This window comes from Amycolatopsis sp. WAC 01376, from assembly GCF_003947415.1.
Taxonomy (GTDB): domain Bacteria; phylum Actinomycetota; class Actinomycetes; order Mycobacteriales; family Pseudonocardiaceae; genus Amycolatopsis.
Window position 1 is genome coordinate 313794 of the sequence record NZ_QHKL01000004.1, and the last position, 19496, is coordinate 333289.

Below are 19496 nucleotides of genomic sequence, written 5' to 3' on the forward strand. Positions count from 1 at the left end.
GCCGGAAGTTCGCGCCGTAAATCCGTATCGATATCCGGCCGTTTCGCACCTGGTCCGCGGGTCATGAGGTGAAGATGAGGCTCTTGACCGTCCACAAGGGACGACAGTCAAACAACAGTGTCCGTTATGAGCACTTTGGGTGGGGGTCGTGAGTGGTAAGTGTCGTTAGAACGACACTTACCACTCACGACCCCCACCGAAAACCGCACATTTATCCACAAGCCGGACATATCGCCGCCCGAAAGCGTCCCTCATGGACACTCAAAACGGGGCCGGCTCCCGTGGCCGGTCCGGAACCTCGCCATGAAGGCATCCTGACTAACCTTGAAGTCAGCGAAAGCTCACGGCCTCAGCCGACAGTATCTTCACCGCACTAAACAAGACCACGCCGAATTACCACACGAACTTCCGACTCGGGACACTAGGCGCAAGGAAGGAGGCCTTCATGTAGTGGGGAACGCCGTCGCCAGGGGGAATCGGGTGCCGACCGTCACCGTGCTCACCTGGCCGTGAAAGCGACGGGCCGAGATCAGGCCTGGCACTTGGCCTTCACCATCGCGGCGGCGTGGTGCGCATAGGTCTTGGTCGAGCCCGACCAGTCGCGCCCCCGGTTGAGCAGCTGCACGGCGAGTTTCGCGCCGTTCGCCCGGAAAGTACCGACGTTCACCCATCGGCCGCGGTTGCCGACCTGGTCGATCTGGAATGTCCCGACCGGCGTGGCCTTTTCCACCGCGAACCGGTCGAAGACGCGGTAGACCGACGGGCTGCCACCCACGACGGTGACGTCGCCGCTCGGGATGAACACCGAGACCGCACACGATCCGGTGGTCACCGGGCCGGTGTTGAACGTCCACACGCCGTACGCGCTGGGGTCGTCCTTGTTCGCGTCGCCGGACATCGGGATGGAGACGAACGAGCTGCCGCAGCCGCCGTTGCCGTGGTTCACCCAGCCTGACTTGCCGTCGCTGTACGCCCCGAAACCGACGAACTGGGTACCCCCACCGCAGCCCTTGCCCGCCATACCCTCGTAGACCACCGACTTGGCGGCGGGCGGCGGGACGGGGGGACCTTGCGGCTGGGGTTTGTTCTGCTGCTGCACCGGCGCCGGGCCGCCACCGCCCTGCGGTCCGGGGCCCGCCGGGTTCCCGTCCGCGGGTGGTGCCGCGGGAACCCCGGCCGGAACGCCGTCCTGGCCCACCGGCAGGCCTTCGACCGGCTGGCCGGGCAGCGCGCCCACGGGCAGGCCTCCGGCGTTGTTGTCCGCGGGCGGGGCGGCGAGCCCCGGCACGAACCCGCCACCCGGCGGCAGATCCCGCGCGTAGCCCGCGGCGTTCGGTCCCTCGCCGGGCTGGTCGTCGCCGAGCAGACCGCTGAGCGCCAGCGGCAGGGCGACCAGCACGACACCGGCGACCGCCGCCGCGACGATCACCGGTTTGGGCAAGCGGCCCGGTGCCGACGATGCGACGGCGGCGCCCGCGTCCACCACCGGCGCCGCGGCGCCCGCCGCGGCGGTCTTGGCGGCGACCGGGGTGGTTTCGTTGTCCGCCTTCGCTTCCGGGGCGGCAGGCGTGACCGCCGCCGCGGCGGCGACCGCGACTCCGGTGGACTGTTCTGCGTCCGTGGACATGGTGTTCCCGCTTCCTTTACTGACTCAGGTTCTTGCCGGCAGGACCCGTTCGGCCGCCGGAGTCGATCACGGGCGCTTGGTGCCGCCGCGCACGTTCGCGATGTTCTCGGTCTCCACGTTGCGAAGGTTGAGCGCCATGCCCTTCGTCACGTTGGTCTGGTTCCGGACGACCTCTTTGATCGAAGTGAAGGCTTCTTCGACCTTCTGCGCCGGGCCGAAGAGGTTCTCCTTGATCTCGGCGCCCATGTCGTCGTCACCGCAGGCTTCGAGCAGCAGGGCGAGCCGATCCGCGCCGAGCTCGCAGATCAGGTCCATTTTGGCCGCGATCGACTGGTACCCCTCGCCGATGATCTCCATGGCCCTCGGGTCGGCACTGAAGTTCGACATGGTCTCCCGTCCTCATCCTGTCGTGGTGCCCGTGCCCTGACCGGCCGCCGGGTTGATGCTGTGTCTCGTCGCGGATTCGCCGTCCTGGTTGACGCGCACCTGGGCACCACCCGGCCGCCGGGTCCGGCGCCTTCGCCTGCCCAGCACGCCGGGGGCGACCGTGGGATCGGTGCCCCAGGTCTCCTCGTCCTCGGCGAGCCAGGTCGCCCGCTCACGTTCGCCCTTGTCCTGTCCCGCTCCGCCGGCACCGGCACCGCCCGCCGACGGCGGATAGAACGGCACACCGTTACCCGTTGTCCCTTTAGGACCACCCAAAGTCCCATTAGGACTTACGGCCGAGTTCGGGCCCGTAGCGGGCGGAGCCATCGAGTTCCCGCCCATGGATGTGGTGGGCGGCGAAACACCGACCCGGCCGCCGCCGAGGGAGCCCGGTCCACTGTGGAAGTTCGCCTGCGGGTCGAACTTCGACATCGTCAAGGGCGGCGCATCGGGAGCGCGGAGGGACGGGAGGGGCGGGGGTGTGCCGCGCCGCAACGAATTGAGGTGCCGTTCCATGGCCGTCTCGTTGACGCCGGTCCGCGTCTCCGGGGGCGGGTAAGCCTTGCGCAGGCGATCCTTCTGCTCGAGGTTCCCGCCGTTCCTCGGGCCGACGATCTCACCGTTCGCGGTCACCCGCGAGCCGGGCGGGACGATGATCGGCCTGCCGTCGGCACCCAGCACGGGTTTCCCGTTGGGGCCGATGACGATGCCGTCCCGGCCGACGTACGAACCGGTGGGCACTTTCAGGCTGGTGTTCGGCCCACCGCCACCGATCCGGGTGATCGGCGGCGGGAAGAGCCCGCCAGGGCCGTTCTTGACGTTCGTGTCGGTCCTGATGATCCGAGGAGGCGGGGGTGGCGGCGGCGCGGACGTAGTGGTGGTGATGGGTCCTTTGTCGCCGCCCGAACCGTTTCCTCCATCACCACCGGTCCCGTCACCACCGGTCCCGTCGCCGCCTGAACCGTCGCCTCCGGAGCCACCGGGGGCGAGGTTGAGGTAGGCGGGATCCTTGATCGTCGGCAGTTTCACGGTGGCCAGCTGGTAAGTCGCTGCCAGCAACCCCACCGTGCTGGCTCCCCAGCTGTCCAAGAACGTCAGGTGTTGACGCCAGACCCACTTGGCCGCCTTTTCCAGCTTCTCACGCGGAGCGGTTTCGGTCACCGAGCCGCCGAGGAGGTCGCTCACCGGCCATCCGTCCTTCTCCCTGGTGTACTTGGGAGGAAAGTGGCTGCCGAAATCCGCCACCAGCTCCGGCGACTGCCAGATCGCGCGCACCACGCCGGTCGGCGAGCAGAGCTGCGACCCGGGCCCGGTGACCGCGAACCCCAGCCCGGTGTCGTAGGTGAAACTGTTGTCCCCCTGCCAGAACGCGCGACCGTCGTACAGCATGGTCACGCCGTGCTTCAGGAGTCCCTTCGCATCCCGGAGCGCGGTCCACGAAGTGCGTTCGTGGCTCATCTGTTCCACGAGGTCCCGGCATTTGAAGGCGAGCTTGTCCAGCACCGTCCAAAAAGCACTCGCGCCCGCGCCCTGGAAGTCGTCGCCGCGATGGCCGGTCTTGTTCCGCTCGGTTTCCAGCGGGACGACCTGCGCGGTCAGCCAGTTCGCGACACCCTCCAGTGTGGCCGCCGCCGTTTCGAAGCTGCGCTGGTTGCCGACGGCGTTGAGGTCGCCGTACAGGGAATCCACGATGCTGTTGGCGTTGCCGAAGTACTTCGCCGCCACGTCGTCGAGCTCTTTGGTCGCGTCGGCGACGCCGTACCACGACGTGAAGAACGTCATTCCCTCGGCGTGGATCAAATTCGTCGGCACGTGATTGCTCGGTCCGCGAAGATGGGTACGGGTCTCCCATTTCAGCCAGGTCTGGTTGATGACCTCCTCGCGCGACGGCACGATCGGGCAATGGGGCTCGACACTGAAGATGTTGAGTGCCTGCTCCCACAGCCAGGTCGTCGTGTCCGGCCCGCCAAGGATCAGGGAGCTAGTCACGTCGTCCGCCGAAGACGTCCGACGGCGCCTCGTCCCAGAGCGGAGCGAACGCCTTGTCGACCTCGGTGGTGCCCGTCATGGCCGCACGGAGATCGGCGCGCTGGTCCATGAGCGGGCCGAAGACCTCGACGACCGTGTCCGCCATTTCCCGCCGGGCGCGCTCGAACGCCTCGATCAGGGTCTTGGACAGTTGTTCCGGCGGCATGGAGCGGTACTTCGTGGTGTGGAACTTCAAGCCCACCAAGGAGTTCTTGGCGTCCACGGTCACGGTGACCATGCGGTCCGCGGAGGTCGCCGAAGCCGTCCGCGAGGCGAGGTCGGCCTTCGCCGACTCGATCCGGTCACGCTGATCCTTCAGCGTGACCATAGCCTGGTGAAGTTGATCCTCCAGCCAGTCGGCCATCGTTTCCTCCCTGTCCGTAATTGCGTGAACCACCGGCGCCGCTTCCCGCGACCCGTCTGCCGCGTTTGCGGGCACCCAGCACCGACGGCGGGAGCTTCGGGTCGGTACCCCAGGTCTCCTCGTCTTCGGCCAGCCAGGTGGTCCGGTCACGCTCGCCCTTGTTCTGGTCTCCGCCCGCCCCGCCGCCGGGGCCACCGGCGGTGGGCGGATAGAACGGCACGCCGCCCATCCCGTTCTGTGCGGCCCCGTTCCCTTGCTGATTCTTGATCAGCGAAGGGCCACCCTCGGTCGTCACCGGTTTCTCCGGCGGCGGCGCGGCGTTGGTCTCTGGCCTGCCGCCACCGTTCAACCCGGTCGATCCCAGGTGTGGTGCCGGGCCCGAAGATCCACTGTGGAGGGTCTGCGGACCACTGGAGGACAGCGACAGCGGCGGCGAGTGGGTGCTGTTCAGCAAGGTCGGCATCGACGGCGCGTTGTTGCCCCGCAACGACTTCAGATACTGATCCAGCTCGCTCTGCTTCTTGGTGTCCTGATTGGTCGGCTCCGGCCGGGACAGGCGGTCCTTCTCGGCGAGCTTCTCACCCTTCGGGCCGAGGATCTCGCCGTTCGGGCTCACCGTGGACCCACGAGGCACGACGACCTGCCGCCCGAAGGCGTCGAGAACCGGCTTTTTGTCCGGGCCGCGGACCACGCCGTCCAAACCGACCGAGGATCCGATCGGCACCTTCAGCTGCGTCTCCGGGCTCGGCAGGCCGGGCGGCGGCTTGGGCGGAGGCTTGAACGGGTTGTTGGGATCGTTCGGGTTGTTCTTGTCGAACGGCGGGATCTTTCCGCCGTTCCCCTTGTTGTCCTTGGTGTTCGGGGGCCCGTCCTTGCCTCCGGGAGGCGGCGGCACCTTCGTCTTCGGTGGCCCGGGCGGAGGCGGTGGAGGAGGCGGCGTGGGCGGCGGCTTAGGCCCGTCCTGTCCACCAGTGGGTGGCGGCTTCTTGTGGAGATTGGGCCGGTGCGGCTCGAGGATCGTCGGCAGGAGCAGCTTCGTTTGGCCGTAGACCAGCGGAAGCTGGGTGAGAACGGACAAGGCCACGGGGTCCAGGACCGTCGTGATGTGCTTCGTCCACAACTCCTTGGCCGCGGCCACGATCCCGTCCCAGAAAACCGGGTTCCTGGCGTCCGCGTCGAGGAAGTCGCACCGCGGGTAATGCTCGAATACGGTTGTCTTGTCGTCCTCGGCCTTGTTCTCCTTCAGGTCCTGGGTGAACCGGGGACTGGTCCAGATCGCCGCCAACGCACCCGCCGGCGTGGAAAACTGGTAACCGGGCGCCGACACCTCGCCGAAAAGGCTGATGTCATAGATGGCCGTTTCGGTGGTGGACTGCCATTTGTTATAGGCATGCGTGAGAACGTCGAACGCCCACCGCAGAACGAGTTCCGCTTCGTTGATGCCGACGGTGGCGGCGTCGTCCTTGTCAGCCCTGAATTTGTTCAGTCCCGCAGGCCGGTCCCCCAGCTGATTTACGAGGTCGGTGCACCGGAACATCAAATTGTCCAGGACCTCCCAGAAGGCCCCTGCGCCGGTGCCCTGGAAGTCGTCGCCCTTCTTCCCCACCTTGTCACGCACTTTTCCCAGCGCCGTCGCCTGCTCGGTGAGCAGGGTCTTCGTCCCGTTCAACGCGTCGTACGCCCTGGTGAACGTCCACGGCTGCGCCACCGGGTTGTTGTTGGGAGTACCCACCATGGACGTGAAGAGGGCTGCCATGTTGCCGCAGAAGGTCTCGACGGGTTTCGCGAGCGCTTCGTCGTTGGGGCTGGCCACCGCGAAGTACTGCATCGTGCTCGTATAGGTGACAGCCTCGAACTTCCAGCCCTTGGGCAGCTTGTGGCCGGCACCGTAAAGGCTCGCCCAGACATCCCACTTGAGCCACTGAAGCTTCAGGATGTCGTCGCGGGGAGGAATCTTCATGGACTGGGCCGAACCGGATGTGCAGTCGAAGATGTTGAGGACATCTTCCCACGTCCTGTTCGTTCCTCCGGGAACGAACGCGGTCATCGCGACTCAACTCCCGCCGGTACCGGTGTTGTTGCCCCCACCGGTGTTGTTGCCGCCGCCGGTGGTGCCGCCACCGGGATTGAACGCGAGGATCTCACCGAGCTGACTCATGTCCAGTTCGGTGGACAACTTGATGTTCTCGTCCTCGCCCCGCACCGCCACACCCACCACGTAGGTGATGTTCCTGTTCAGCGCGATGAGCTGATCCTGGATCAGCTTGACCTGGGCGTACAGCGTGGGCCCGGTGCCCTTTCCGGCGAGTTCGTAGGCGTCCATCAGCAACTTGGCGGGCTCCCACGTCTCGACGCCTGCCATCAGCCGTCGTTTCCCGGCGCCACCACCCAAGGTGAGCGCCAGCTCCGCGACATGCGGGTTCGTCTCCAGCCCGGTGACCATCGGCCCGAGGACGTTCTTCTGGAAGTCCTGCAGAAAGCTGACCGTGATCTTGATGTCGCCGCTTTCCGGCTTCTCCGCCACGCCGCTTCTCCTTTCACCAAGAGCGGACCGGAATCAGAGCAGGAACTTCGCGCCGATGTTCTTGTCCGTGCGCTGGTAGTTGTCGTAGGAAAGGGACAGCGTCTGGTGTCCCTTGGTGAAGCGGCCTTCCATGGCGCTGGTCGTGGCGTGCCACTTGCGCTGCAGTTCCGTGTAGTTGGTGGAACCTTGACCGATCCAACTGTCGGTCATCGGCTTGATGGACTTCTCCAGGTCGATCAGCGCGTTGTCGATCGCCTTGCTCAGCCCGACCATCCGCTCGGCCAGGTGCGGAAGGTTTCCGCTGACCGCGAAACCGTCGTGGGATGTGCTCATGGTTGTTTCCTCTCCGGGAATGGGGTCGGTGCGATCAGGTCAGTGCTTTGTAGATGCCGCCGCCGACGCCACCGCCGTCGCCGAACGACGTCAGGGCACCGAGGTTGATGTCCTCTTCGGAGTTGTTCATCTGGATGTCGCTCGCGTTGACCATCTCCTTGATCTCCGTCAGCAGACGGAGAACCTGGAGGTACTCCCCTTCCCAGGTGTCGAGCTGGGTCAGGAAGGTCTGGGACGCCGCGCCCTGCCAGTCCTTCTGCAGATCGGCGCGGACCGCCGCGACCCCACCGTGGATCGTCTTGCACTCGGTTTCGCAGGCCTCGATGGCGGTGATACCGCCCTTCATCCCGCTGTCGCTCTTCTGGAAATTCGACATGTCCGGCTCCTTCCTCGTGATGACGCTCCAGGACAAGGACACCAACACCGGGTGCGGGAGACCATGCGGAACCACCGGCAGAAGTTGTCACGCGGTTCCTCTGGTCAGGAACCGCAGGCGGTGGCCGCGGGCAGCACCGCACCCCCGTCACGGAGCAGTCCCGGGTCCAGCGCGGACCCGGTCGGCAACAGGTTCAGCAGGGCAACCGGGAATCCGTTCGCCCCGGATCCACCCAGGTCCAGTGCCTTGGCACCGGCGGGCGGCACGGGGTACTTCACGCCCGAATCGGTCACCAGGAAGAGCGCGTCCCCCGCCCTTCCCGACGCGGCGGTCGCCTTGACCAGCGCACCGGAACCGGGCCGGACCGCGATCCGGTCGACCCGCACGCACGGCGCGGAAATACCCGGTTGGACGAACGGTGGCCGCCCGGCCGCGGTCAGCACGTCGGCCACCGACACCTGGGTACGCGGCGTGTCGCCGTCCGGGGTGACCAGTGCGCACAGGCCCTGTCCACTGTGGAGTGTCGTGGCCCGCGGCGGTTTCCTCGGCGGCGGTGGCTCCGCCGAGGACAGATGCTCGCTGACCACGCGGCCTGGCAGCTGCCCCACCGCGACGTCGCCGCCGTCGTAGGCGGCGCGGCGGACCTCCGGGTCGACGAGCAGCAGTCGCGCGTCGAGTTCGGAGATCGGTGTGAACCCCGACTTCGTGAGTACGTAATGCTGCGATGGCTCGCCGGACACCGTGTACACCCTGCCGACGCGTGAACCCGTCCCGCCGAGACCGGGGCCCTCGGTACCGATGCCGGGAATCGACGGCGGCCCGAAATCCGGTCCGGCGGGAAACGCGTCCAGCAACGAGGCCGGCGCCTTCACCGGCTGGAGCACCCCGTCGAGCGCGTCGAGCGCGTTCCGGTCCGACGCCACCCGATGGCGTTTACCGCGCCACAGAAGGAAGGTCGCGCCGTCCGGGGCGACGACCACGACCGCCGCGTCGTCACCGAGGGGTTTCGAGGTCCCGCCGCCGACGCGCACCATGGTCGGTCCGGACTGGTCGCGGCCGGTGAGGGCGCACACCTCCCACGGGTCGGAGGCGAGCGAGGGCAGGCCGTCGGGTGCGCCTATGATGCCCAGCGGGTCGCCACGGGGCACATCCCGCAGCGAAGCCTCGGAGACGTGCTTCACCACGAGCTGGTTCCCCGCGACCAGTTTGGCCGACGCGAAGTTCAGCACCGGCAGCAACTTGCCGCCCGCGTAGAGGAACCGCGCCCCGGAGGAATCGGCGACGACCAGCGCGCCTTCCACCCGCCACGACTTGTTCCCGCCCGGTGAGACGAGGCCGAACACCAGCAGGCCGAGGCAGGCGAGGACGGCGATCAGCACGCCGATGACGCTGCCACGATAGGTCCGGTGCAGCGGGCTTTCCGGCGCGTCCGGATCGACGCGCAGCAACGCCGACGACAGCCGGCCCAGCATGAACTTGTGTGCCTGTACCTGATCGGTCTTCGCGTTCACGCCTCAGCCTCCGAGACCGCGCATGAAGGCGAACACGCCGATCAGCCACAACGCCAGCGGCAGCAGCGACAGCGCCGCGAGGCTCTCCACGATGTCCGCGAGCCTGCCCCACTGCGGTACCAGCCTGCGCCCTGGCAGCGTCCATCGCGCCACGATCAGCACGGCGGCCACCACGAACAACCCGGCCACCATCGGCAGCGGATCGGCCGTGTCCTCCCGGATCGCGAGCAGCAGGCGCAGCAGGCCGTACACCCCCGGCACGATCACCGAGAGGCGCTGCCACACACTGCCCAGCGCGCGGCCGTGCACCAGCAGCAGCACACTGAGCACGATGACGAACGTGGTGGCCTGCCACGACCGGTCGTGCACCACGAATTCGAGCGAGACGAGACAGGCCAGGCCGATCGCGGCGAACAACGCCGTGACGAAGGAGTCCGCGATCCGGCCCTTGACGACGACCTCGTCACCGGGGTGCGGGTCGAGCTCCTCCTGCAATTCCTGTGCCGTGGTGGGCAGTCCCGGCAGCCGGAGCCCGGACAGCCGGAAGGCGATCCTCGGCACGAACGCGCCGAGCAGCACCGCGATCACGGCGATGATCGTCGCCGAAACGGCCGCGCTTGCCCCGCCGAGCATCAGCACCAGCCCGCCGGTGGCGCACAACAATCCCAATGTCGCGACCGAGATGAACACCGGTGCGGCACCCGCGACGGCGGCGAGACCGAGCGCGGCCGCCCCCGCGCCCGCCACGCACGCGGCCAGCAGCCGGGCACCGGTCAGCACGGTGCCCTCCGGTCCACTGGGGACGATCGACCCGGCCAGCCCGACGAACGGGATCGCGGCCAGCGCCAGCGCGAGCGCCGACGTGGCGTCACCGAGCGCCCTGGCCGCGGTGGCCGAGCAGACCAGCAGGAAGAGCGCCGCGGCACCGGCGGCCACCAGGGTCGGCCAGGTCGCCGGGGCGGACACCAGCAGCACGAACCCCAGCGCGACGACCGTCAGCGCCGAGCCGAGCATCGTCCAGCGCGTCGCCTGCGGGCTCCACGAGTCCGGACGGGCCCGCGCCTCGGTGGACAGGCCGTCGATGATGTCGTCGAAGTGGACGGTCGGGAGTTGTTCGCGACGTGGCCGCAGATGCAGCGTCTCACCGTCGCGCAACTTCAGCGATTCGATGCTGGATTCCTGATCCAGCGGGGGGTCCCCGAGCCGCTGGAGACCCCAGCCGTCGTGGTCCACCCCCTCTTCGGCCAGATCCTTGCCCGCATGTCCGAGGATCGTCGGCATCAGGTCGATCAAGGGGATGTCCATGGGCACCGCCAGCTCGAAGCAGGCGTCTGGAGCACGGACACGGAGTTTGCACAGCCCTGAAGCGGTCGCCATGGCACAAGCCTTCGTTTCGGCGACCAACGCGCGGCGTCGTGAGTGAACCATCGCGTGGTCGGATTTCGTCACCTCTAGTGGAGCTGCCACCACAGCGCGTCCGAGAGGGAAGGAATCCGGGCTTGAGTGTAATCACATTCCGCAAGGGGCCGCGACGGCCAGGGCCGGAAATGCCCGAAGGCGAGCTGAGTATCCAAGAACCGCCGACCCTGCCCGAAGTCCAGCGCAGTGCCGGCGCGGTCATGATGTACCTGCCGATGGCGCTGTCGTCGACGGCGACCGTGCTGCTGTTCGTCCGGCCGGGTGAGAACGGCGCGTTCAGCTACCTGGCCGCCGGGCTGATGACGGTGTCGTCGATGGCCATGCTGGTCGGCCAGCTCGGCCGCAGCGCGGGCGATCGCAAACAGAAACTCAACGATTCCCGCCGCGACTACCTCCGCTACCTGGCGCAGTCCCGCCGCAAGGTCCGCGAAGTGGTCACGAGCCAACGGGAAGCCCTGATCTGGCGGCACCCCGACCCGCATTCGCTGTGGTCCCTGCCCGGCACGTCGAGGATGTGGGAACGGGACGCGCAGGACGAGGACTTCGGCGAGATCCGCATCGGACGGGGCCCGCAACGCCTCGCGTGGCGGCTGAATCCGTTGTCCACCAAACCGGTGGACGATCTGGAGCCGCTGTCCGCGCACGCGCTGCGCCGCTTCATCCACGCTTACGGGACCGTGGCGGGCCAGCCTGTCGCGGTGTTCCTGCCGTCGTTCGCCAGGATCCTGCTGCGGGTGGCGGACGACACGGACATCGAGCGCATCCGGGCGTTGGCCCGCTCGATGATCGCCCATCTCGCGGTGTTCCACTCCCCCGCGGAACTGCGGATCGTCATCCTCACCTCGGCCGAGCGGCGGGCGGCGTGGGACTGGGTGAAATGGCTGCCGCACAACCTCCACCCCAGCGAGACCGACGGCGCGGGCGAGATCCGGCTGGTGGTGGAATCCACGGCGGAGCTGGAAAACGCGCTGAGCGACGAATTCGCGACCAGGCCGGGATTCGATCCGGAAGCGCTGCCGGACAGCCACGAACCGTGCGTGATGGTGTTCGTGGACGGCGCCGAGGTGCCGCCCACGTCGCGCCTGGCCGGTGACGGCTACCGCAACACGACGGTCGTGGACCTGTCCTCGGGACTGCCGGAAAAGGACGATCCGGAGACGCTGCGGCTGCGGCTCGAAGACGGGATGCTGAAGCTGATCACGGTCGATCAGCAGAACAAGGAGGTCACCGGCGACCTCGGGGAGCCCGACGGGATCGGCGTCAACACCGCGACCGCGCTGGCGATGCGGCTGGCGCCGTACCGGGTCGGCGCCCGGCAGCGGTCGGCCGAACCGATGACCGCCAACTTCGACCTGACGACCATGCTGGGCATCCACGACATCCAGACCCACGACGTGGCGGCGGGCTGGGCGGCGAAACGGCCCGGCGGCAGGCTCCGGGTGCCGCTCGGCATCGGCCCGACCGGGTCGCCGGTCGATCTCGACATCAAGGAATCCGCCCAGTCGGGGATGGGCCCGCACGGCATGCTGATCGGCGCGACCGGTTCCGGGAAGTCGGAGCTGCTGCGCACGCTGGTGCTGGCGCTCGCGCTCACCCATTCCTCGGAGGTCCTGAACTTCGTCCTGGTGGACTTCAAGGGTGGCGCGACCTTCCTCGGTCTCGACGGGCTGCCGCACACCTCCGCGGTGATCACCAACCTCGCCGACGAGGCCGCGCTGGTCGGCCGGATGCGCGAGGCGCTCAACGGGGAACTGGTGCGGCGCCAGGAACTTCTGCGCAAGGCAGGCAACTACAGCTCCGCGCTGGACTACGAACGGGCACGGGCGAACGGGACTCCTCTCGCTCCGCTGCCCACGCTCTTCCTGGTGGTCGACGAGTTCAGTGAGCTGCTTTCGGCACACCGCGACTTCATGGACCTGTTCATCATGATCGGCAGGCTCGGCAGGTCGCTGGGTGTGCATCTGCTGCTCGCCTCGCAGCGCTTGGACGAAAGCCGGATCCATCAGCTGGAATCGCATCTGTCCTACCGGATCGGCCTGCGTACCTTTTCGGCGATGGAAAGCCGTGGCGTACTCGGCGTTCCGGACGCCTATCAGCTGCCGTCCGATCCGGGCAACGGTTTCCTCAAGAGCGGCACCGCGGCGCTGGACCGGTTCAAGGCGGCCTATGTGTCCGGTCCGCACCGGGTGGTGCGCCGGAACGTGGAACAGGCGGTGGTGGCACAGCAGGTCGTGCCGTTCACGTCGAAGGTCGCCGTCCGCGCCGACCCGGTACCCGAACCGGAGCCGGTGCCCGAACCCGAGCCCGAAGGTTCGGTGCCGAGCCTGCTGGAGCTGGCCGTCGACCGGCTGCGCGACAAAGGCCCTGCCGCGCACCAGGTCTGGCTTCCGCCGCTGGACGCGCCCGGCTCGCTGGACGAGCTGCTGCCGCCGCTGGTGGAAACCGCTGAGCATGGTCTCAGCGCCGAGGGCTGGCACGGTCGCGGCACCTTGACCGTGCCGATCGGCCTGATCGACAAACCGTTCGAACAGGCGAGGGACCCGCTGCTGGTGGACCTGGCGGGCAGCGACGGGCACATCGCCATCGTCGGCGCGCCGCAGAGCGGCAAGAGCACCGCCCTGCGCACCTTGATCGCCGCGCTGGCGGTCACCCACACGCCGTCCGAAGTCCAGTTCTACTGCCTCGACTTCGGCGGCGGAACGCTGGCGAGCCTGCGGAAACTCCCCCACGTCGGTGGCGTGACCGGACGGCTGGACGTCGAACGCATCCAGCGCACCATCGGGGAGGTCACCTCGCTGCTGACGCGCCGGGAGCGGTTCTTCACCGACAACGACATCGACTCGATGGCCACCTACCGGCGCAAACGGGCGGCCGGCGAGTTCGCCGACCAGCGGCACGGTGACGTGTTCCTCGTGGTGGACGGCTGGTCCACCATCCGGCAGGACTTCATGGACCTGCTCCCGACGTTCGTCGAGCTGGCCTCGCGCGGCCTCAACTACGGCATCCACCTGATGCTGGCGTCGAGCCGCTGGAGCGAGATCATCAGCGCCGTCCGGGACCTGGTCGGCACCCAGCTCGAACTGCGGCTCGGCGACCCGGTCGATTCGGTGATCAACATGCGCGCCGCGGCGACCGTCCCGAAGATCCCCGGCCGCGGCCTCACCGACAAGGAACTGCACTTCCTCACCTCCCTGCCGTCGATCGACGGCGCGGAGGGCGACGTCGCCGAGCACGTCGAAACGCTGGTGGAGCGGGTTTCCGCGGCCTGGTCCGGCCCGGTGGCTCCCCCGGTCCGGATGCTGCCCCCGGTACTGGACCACGCCGAACTGCCCGCGCCGGACGCGGACGTGCGGCTGGCACTCGGACTGGACGATCAGCGGCTCGAACCGCTGTGGCACGACTTCGAGGACAACCCGCACCTGATGGTCGTCGGGGACGTGGAGTCCGGGAAGACGAACCTGCTCCGGCTCGTGATCGACGGCATCACCCGGCGGTACAGCCCGCAGGAGGCCCGGATCATCACGGTGGACTACCGCCGCGGCCTGTACGACGCCGTGCCGCAGGACTACCAGCTGGGCTACGCGGTGTCCGGCGACTCGGTGCACGAAATGATCGACGGCGTCGCGCGGGCCGTCCAGACCCGCGTCCCCGGCCCCGACATCACACCGGCCCGCCTGCGCCTGCGCGACTGGTGGACCGGACCGCAGGTGTTCGTGGTGATCGACGACTACGACATGGTGGCGTCGTCGTCGAACGCGTTGTTCCAGCAGCTGTTCGATCCACTCGCCCAAGGCAACGCGCTGGGCCTGCACCTGATCGTGGCCCGCGGCGCCAACGGGATCGGGCGCGGCGCCAACGACCCCTTGATGCGGCGTCTCGTGGAGGTCAACACCCCGGTGATGCTGCTGTCCTGCCCGCTTTCGGAAGGCATGGTGTTCGGCGAAGTCAGGCCGCGGGTGCTGATCCCCGGCCGGGCGCAGTACGTCACCCGGCGCGGGACGACCGTCGTGCAGACCGCCCTGTCGCAGCACGAAGCGGCGCTCACCACGAAGTGATCTCGCCTTTCGCCACCGGCCCCCCACGGTGGCGAAAGGCTCGCGGCGGCTACCCCGGCCGCCGAGTCGGAGCCCCGGGTCTCGTCGAGGCCCGGGGCTCCGGCACCAAGGGGACCGAAGAGTTACGTTTCCAAGCACGCGAGTTACGTTTCTGAGCACGTGAGTTACGTTTCTGAGCACGTGAGTTCGGCGAACGGGGTCACCGTGCCGCAACGGTCACTCCACCCCAGGCTCAAGATTCACGAGAGCCAGCCCGCCATCCGCGACGCCGTCCTCTCGGCACGACGACCGCGGCCGCGCCCAGCAGGGCGGCCACCAGCGCGACACCGGCCGCCAGCAGCAGCGCGGCTTGGCGGGTGGGCTCGAGATCCGGGATCGGCGCCACCGCGACCGGTTCGCGTCGCGCGGGCGCGGGGCCGCCACCGGGCGCGGCGACCGAAGTCATCGCCGCGAGCGGATCGATCACGCTGACCCCCGCCTGCGGATACGCGGTGTCCCGCAGGCGCCGGGCGAGGTCGGCCGCCGTCGCCTCCGGCCGGTAGGACCGGATCAGCGCCGCGGCGGCCGCGACATGTGCCGCGGCGAACGCGGGCCCGGCGCCGACGACCTGGCCGCCGCCCGGCCCGGTGCCCACGACCAGGTTTCCCGGTGCGGCAACGGATCCAGGTATCGGGGCGGCCTTTCCGCCGGGTTTCCCGTCCGGTCCGATGGCGGTCACCGGGAGCACGCCGGGCAGAGCCGCCGGGTAGTACGGGCCCGGCGGGACGTCGCGCGCCGACGTGAAGTCCGGACCGGCCGCGGCCACGACGAGCGCGCCCGCCGCCACCGCTCGATCGACGGCCTGGCGCAGCGCCGGGTCGGCCTCGGTGACGGCCACCGCCACGCAGATGATCCGGGCGCCCGCCTCGACCGCGTGGCCGAGCGCGGCCGCGATACTCGCCGCCGTCGCGGCACCGGGTTTGTCCGTACCGCGCACCGCGAGCACGCGGGCGCCGGGCGCGAGTCCGGCGATCTTGCCGTCTTCCCCGGCGGGCGCGGCGATCAGGCTCGCGACGACCGTGCCGTGCCCGACGCAGTCCGTTCCCCCGTCACCGGCGACCTCGGTCCGCAGCGCCGCCGTGTCGACCCCGGTGTCCACCACGGCGACCGTGACGCCCTCGCCGGTGGTGAGCGGCCAGAGCCGGTCCACGCCGAGATAAGGAAGCTGCCACGGCGGTGAAGGGACCTTCTTGCCAGACGAGGCGGTACAGGCTTGGCCTGGCTTCAACGCCTGCGGGATCTGGGGTAGCTCGGTGTCCTGCGCGGCCGCGAGGCCACCGTTCGCCAGAAGGGTGAGTGTCGCGCACGCCACCGCCAGCTGTCGCCTCATCGCCTGAGTCCATCATCCGCCGCCGGGCGCGGCCATGAAGAAGGACCGGCAGTTCCGGCGGGCGGTGAACCCAATGCGGCATCCACTGCGTTGTCCTTGGTGGAGACTCACCGAACGACGAGGGGAGCGCTCGTGTCACGGCACGTGCTCACGGTGGACCGCGATCAGGGATATCGCACCATTTCGGCCGCGCTGCGAGACGCGCGCAACGGCACGGTGATCTCCGTGCTGCCCGGCCGCTACGACGAATCGCTGGTGGTGACGAAGGTGGTCACCATCGCGGCCAGCGACGCGCGCGGCAGCGTGGAGATCGTGTCGCGGCAGGGCAGCGCGGTTCAGCTCGCGGCCGAGGCGGTGAAACTCACCGGTCTCGTACTGCGCGGGCTGAACGCGGAACTGCCCGCGGTCGACGTGGCGCGCGGTCAGGCCGCGGTGGAGGACTGCGAGATCATCGGAGCCGCCTGGACCGCCGTGCTGGCCCGCAATTCGGGCTCGCTCGCGATGCGCGGCTGCCGGGTGACCAATCCCGGCGGCGCGGGGATCGTGGTCACCTCGCCAGCCCCCAGCACGATCGAAGACTGCGTCGTCGAACACGTGCAGACCTCCGCCGTGGTGATCGCCGAACGCGGCAACCCGGTGGTACGGGACTGCACCCTGAGGCACGCCAAGGGCAACGGCGTCTGCGCGAACGGCCAGGCACAGGGCACCGTCCAGCACTGCGACATCTCCGCCACCGGCAGGCCGGGGATCGCGCTCGAAGAGGACAGCGCGACGAAGGTGCTCGACACGACCATCCGGGACACCGCGAGCGGCGTCTTCGTCAGCACACACTCGTCACCGGTGCTCGAAGAGTGCCGCGTCACGAACACCACCGGTGACGGGATCACCGTCGCCGACGGCGCCGATCCGGTGCTGCGCCGATGCCGCACGGCCAAGACCGGCGGCGTCGGGATGCGCGTCACCGGGCGGTCCCGCGGCACTTTCGAGGACTGCGAGGTCGCCGACGCGACCGGTGCGGGCATCCACGTCGACGAGGCGAGCGGCCCGTCGTTCAACCGCACGGCCGTGCGCGGCGGTTCGTCGGTGGGCCTGCTGGTCACCGACGGCGCGACCGCCGAGTTCGACCGGCTGGAGATCCATGACGTCACCGGCCACGGCGTCGTGGTGGAGGCGGCGGCCAACCCGCTCCTGCGCCGGGCGACGCTGAACGGCTGTCGTGGCAACGGTTTCGAGGTCACCGGCAACGGCCGCGGACGGCTGGAGGACTCCGAGGTACGGGACGCAGGTCAGTCCGGGCTCAGTGTCTCCGAAGGCGGAAGCCCTTCCGTCAGCACACTCCGGGTGTTCAATCCCGGTCGGTCCGGTGTCCTGATCGGCCCGGGCGGTGTCGGTTCGTTGCGGGACTGCGAGATCGTCGAAGCGGGCGAAGACGGTGTCTCGGTGCGTGACGGCGGGGAGCTGATGCTGTCCCGGTCCATGATCCGGCGCTCGAAGGGACACGGCATCTGGGTCGGCTCCGGCGCGCGGGCGAAGCTGACCGCCGACGAGGTCAGCGGGAATCGCCGTGACGGCGTGCGGATCGAGTCCTCCGACGCGGTGAGCCTGGTGGACTGCACCACTTCGGACAACACCGGCGGCGGCCTGCGGGTCACCGTGCCCGACGCCCGGCTGTCGGTGGAGAACCTGACCAGCAACGCCAACGGCGCCCCGGACGTCGACGGCAGCACGGCGAGCACGGTGGAGATCGCCGAGACCGGCGAGACAGGCGACCCGGCCCGGCAGTCCACTGAGGACGAAGGCGTCCCGCTGGCGAAACTGGAGGCACTCGTCGGCCTCAGTGGTGTCAAGCACCAGGTGAAGACGCTGGTGAACCTGAACAAGATGGCCAAGAGGCGGGCACAGGCCGGTCTGGTCGCGCCGCCGACCAGCAGGCATCTGATCTTCGCCGGGCCGCCGGGTACCGGAAAGACCACGGTCGCCCGGCTCTACGGCAGCATCCTCGCCGAACTGGGGGTGCTGCGCGACGGTCACCTGGTCGAAGTGGCCAGGGCCGATCTGGTCGCCCAGATCGTCGGCGGCACGGCGATCAAGACGACCGAGACCTTCACCAAGGCGCTGGGCGGCGTGTTGTTCATCGACGAGGCGTACACGCTGTCCGCGCAGAGCAAGGGAAGCGGACCGGATTTCGGCCGGGAGGCGATCGACACCCTTGTCAAGCTGATGGAAGACCACCGGGACGACCTCGTGGTGGTCGCCGCGGGCTACTCGCAGGAGATGAGCTCGTTCCTGCAGTCCAACCCGGGGCTGGCGTCCCGGTTCACCCGCACCATCGAGTTCGAGAACTACAGCACCGACGAACTGGTGACCATCACCGAGCGGATGTGCACGGCCCACCAGTACCAGGTGCCCGAGGACACCAGGAACAGTTTGTCCGTCCACTTCGGACAGATGGAACGCGGTGACGACTTCGGCAACGGGCGGACCGCGCGCAAGGTGTTCGAGGAGATGGTGGACCAGCAGGCGTTCCGCCTCGCGAGCGAACCGGAGGCCGACGACCAGAGCCTGTCGCTCCTGCTTCCGGCCGACGTACCCGGTGGAGCGGTGAACGGCGCACAGGACGGCGACGGCGACGCGCTGACCACGTTGCGGACGAAGCTGGAGTCGATGATCGGCCTGGCAGGGGTCAAGGACGCGATCAACGACCTGGTGAACCTGATCTCCACCGCGCGGGCCCGGCGGCAGGCCGGGCTGCCGGTCCCCTCGATCAGCAACCATCTGGTTTTCGCCGGCGCGCCGGGTACCGGTAAGACCACGGTGGCGAGGCTCTACGGCGAACTGCTCGCCGCGCTGGGAGTGCTGCGCAAAGGCCACCTCGTCGAGGTCGCGCGCGCCGACCTGGTCGGGCGCTACGTCGGGCACACCGCCCATCTGACCAGGGAGGCGTTCGACTCCGCGCGCGGTGGTGTGCTGTTCATCGACGAGGCGTACGCGCTGACTCCCGAGGGCGCCACGGGCGGTGACTTCGGCCAGGAGGCCGTCGACACGCTGGTGAAACTGATGGAAGACCACCGGGACGACACGGTGGTGATCGTCGCGGGCTACTCCGCGGAGATGCGGGCGTTCCTCGCCTCGAACACCGGCCTCGCCTCCCGGTTCTCCCGGCACATCGAGTTCGAGAACTACACCACCGACGACCTGGTCACCATCGTGCACCGGATGGCCACCACGAACGGCTACGAGTGCGCCCCGGAGACCGTCATCGCGCTGCGCAAGCATTTCGCGGGCGTGGTGCGCGACGAGGCGTTCGGCAACGCGCGCTACGCCCGTCAGGTGATGGAGAACATGATGACCCGCCAGGCCGGACGGCTCAGCACGACGGGGACCCCCACCGTCGCGGATCTGCGGTTGCTGACCCCGGCGGATCTCCTCTGATCCGTGGCGCCCGTCCGCTCTCCGAGGGGACG

The 19496-nt window shown here is 68.7% G+C and carries 13 protein-coding genes; 2 read left to right on the top strand and 11 right to left on the bottom strand.

Annotated features, from left to right (window positions below):
- Positions 1-529: 529 nt before the first annotated feature.
- The 10 genes from DMH03_RS24135 to eccD form a co-directional block, all read right to left on the bottom strand.
- Positions 530-1627: a hypothetical protein gene (locus DMH03_RS24135; RefSeq protein WP_125794280.1), complete on the bottom strand. Its 1098-nt coding sequence runs from the start codon at positions 1625-1627 to the stop codon at positions 530-532.
- Positions 1628-1693: 66 nt separating this feature from the next.
- On the bottom strand, positions 1694-2014 hold the full coding sequence (locus DMH03_RS24140; protein WP_199748995.1) for a hypothetical protein: 321 nt from the start codon (positions 2012-2014) through the stop codon (positions 1694-1696).
- Between the two features lie 12 nt (positions 2015-2026).
- Positions 2027-4042, bottom strand: coding sequence for a hypothetical protein (locus DMH03_RS42370; protein WP_199748996.1), 2016 nt, complete (start codon positions 4040-4042; stop codon positions 2027-2029).
- Complete coding sequence (locus tag DMH03_RS24150; protein WP_125794623.1) at positions 4035-4409, bottom strand: YbaB/EbfC family nucleoid-associated protein; 375 nt, start codon at positions 4407-4409, stop codon at positions 4035-4037. Before DMH03_RS24150 ends, DMH03_RS42370 begins: the two co-directional genes overlap by 8 nt.
- Entirely contained in the window at positions 4384-6405 is a 2022-nt protein-coding gene (locus DMH03_RS24155; protein WP_125794281.1) for a hypothetical protein, read from the bottom strand. The genes DMH03_RS24150 and DMH03_RS24155 overlap by 26 nt, the downstream gene beginning before the upstream one ends.
- Before the next feature lie 93 nt (positions 6406-6498).
- Positions 6499-6969 (bottom strand): hypothetical protein, encoded by a 471-nt coding sequence (locus tag DMH03_RS24160; RefSeq protein ID WP_233611610.1) that lies wholly within the window; start codon positions 6967-6969, stop codon positions 6499-6501.
- A gap of 33 nt (positions 6970-7002) precedes the next feature.
- The gene (locus DMH03_RS24165; protein WP_125794282.1) at positions 7003-7302 is read right to left on the bottom strand and encodes a WXG100 family type VII secretion target; all 300 of its coding nucleotides are present in this window, start codon (positions 7300-7302) and stop codon (positions 7003-7005) included.
- 34 nt (positions 7303-7336) lie between these two features.
- On the bottom strand, positions 7337-7678 hold the full coding sequence (locus tag DMH03_RS24170; RefSeq protein WP_125794283.1) for a WXG100 family type VII secretion target: 342 nt from the start codon (positions 7676-7678) through the stop codon (positions 7337-7339).
- 104 nt (positions 7679-7782) lie between these two features.
- Complete coding sequence (eccB, locus tag DMH03_RS24175) at positions 7783-9189, bottom strand: type VII secretion protein EccB (RefSeq protein ID WP_125794284.1); 1407 nt, start codon at positions 9187-9189, stop codon at positions 7783-7785.
- A gap of 3 nt (positions 9190-9192) precedes the next feature.
- Positions 9193-10566 (bottom strand): type VII secretion integral membrane protein EccD, encoded by a 1374-nt coding sequence (eccD, locus tag DMH03_RS24180; protein ID WP_125794285.1) that lies wholly within the window; start codon positions 10564-10566, stop codon positions 9193-9195.
- Between the two features lie 122 nt (positions 10567-10688).
- On the opposite strand from eccD, the gene eccCa reads away from it, so the two are divergent.
- The gene (eccCa, locus tag DMH03_RS24185; RefSeq protein WP_233611611.1) at positions 10689-14663 is read left to right on the top strand and encodes a type VII secretion protein EccCa; all 3975 of its coding nucleotides are present in this window, start codon (positions 10689-10691) and stop codon (positions 14661-14663) included.
- 232 nt (positions 14664-14895) lie between these two features.
- Here the strand turns inward: eccCa and DMH03_RS24190 are convergent, their stop codons facing one another.
- Positions 14896-16032 carry a S8 family serine peptidase gene (locus tag DMH03_RS24190; protein ID WP_233611612.1) on the bottom strand — a complete coding sequence of 379 codons (1137 nt, stop codon included), beginning with the start codon at positions 16030-16032 and terminating at the stop codon, positions 14896-14898.
- Between the two features lie 132 nt (positions 16033-16164).
- On the opposite strand from DMH03_RS24190, the gene DMH03_RS24195 reads away from it, so the two are divergent.
- On the top strand, positions 16165-19464 hold the full coding sequence (locus DMH03_RS24195) for a right-handed parallel beta-helix repeat-containing protein (protein WP_125794286.1): 3300 nt from the start codon (positions 16165-16167) through the stop codon (positions 19462-19464).
- Positions 19465-19496 lie beyond the last annotated feature (32 nt).

Coding starts and splice junctions, on each gene's coding strand:
- DMH03_RS24135 (WP_125794280.1), bottom strand. CDS start 1,627: ATGTCCACGGACGCAGAACAGTCCACCGGAGTCGCGGTCGCCGCCGCG.
- DMH03_RS24140 (WP_199748995.1), bottom strand. CDS start 2,014: ATGTCGAACTTCAGTGCCGACCCGAGGGCCATGGAGATCATCGGCGAG.
- DMH03_RS24150 (WP_125794623.1), bottom strand. CDS start 4,409: ATGGTCACGCTGAAGGATCAGCGTGACCGGATCGAGTCGGCGAAGGCC.
- DMH03_RS24155 (WP_125794281.1), bottom strand. CDS start 6,405: ATGAAGATTCCTCCCCGCGACGACATCCTGAAGCTTCAGTGGCTCAAG.
- DMH03_RS24165 (WP_125794282.1), bottom strand. CDS start 7,302: ATGAGCACATCCCACGACGGTTTCGCGGTCAGCGGAAACCTTCCGCAC.
- DMH03_RS24170 (WP_125794283.1), bottom strand. CDS start 7,678: ATGTCGAATTTCCAGAAGAGCGACAGCGGGATGAAGGGCGGTATCACC.
- eccD (WP_125794285.1), bottom strand. CDS start 10,566: ATGGCGACCGCTTCAGGGCTGTGCAAACTCCGTGTCCGTGCTCCAGAC.
- DMH03_RS24190 (WP_233611612.1), bottom strand. CDS start 16,032: ATGAGGCGACAGCTGGCGGTGGCGTGCGCGACACTCACCCTTCTGGCG.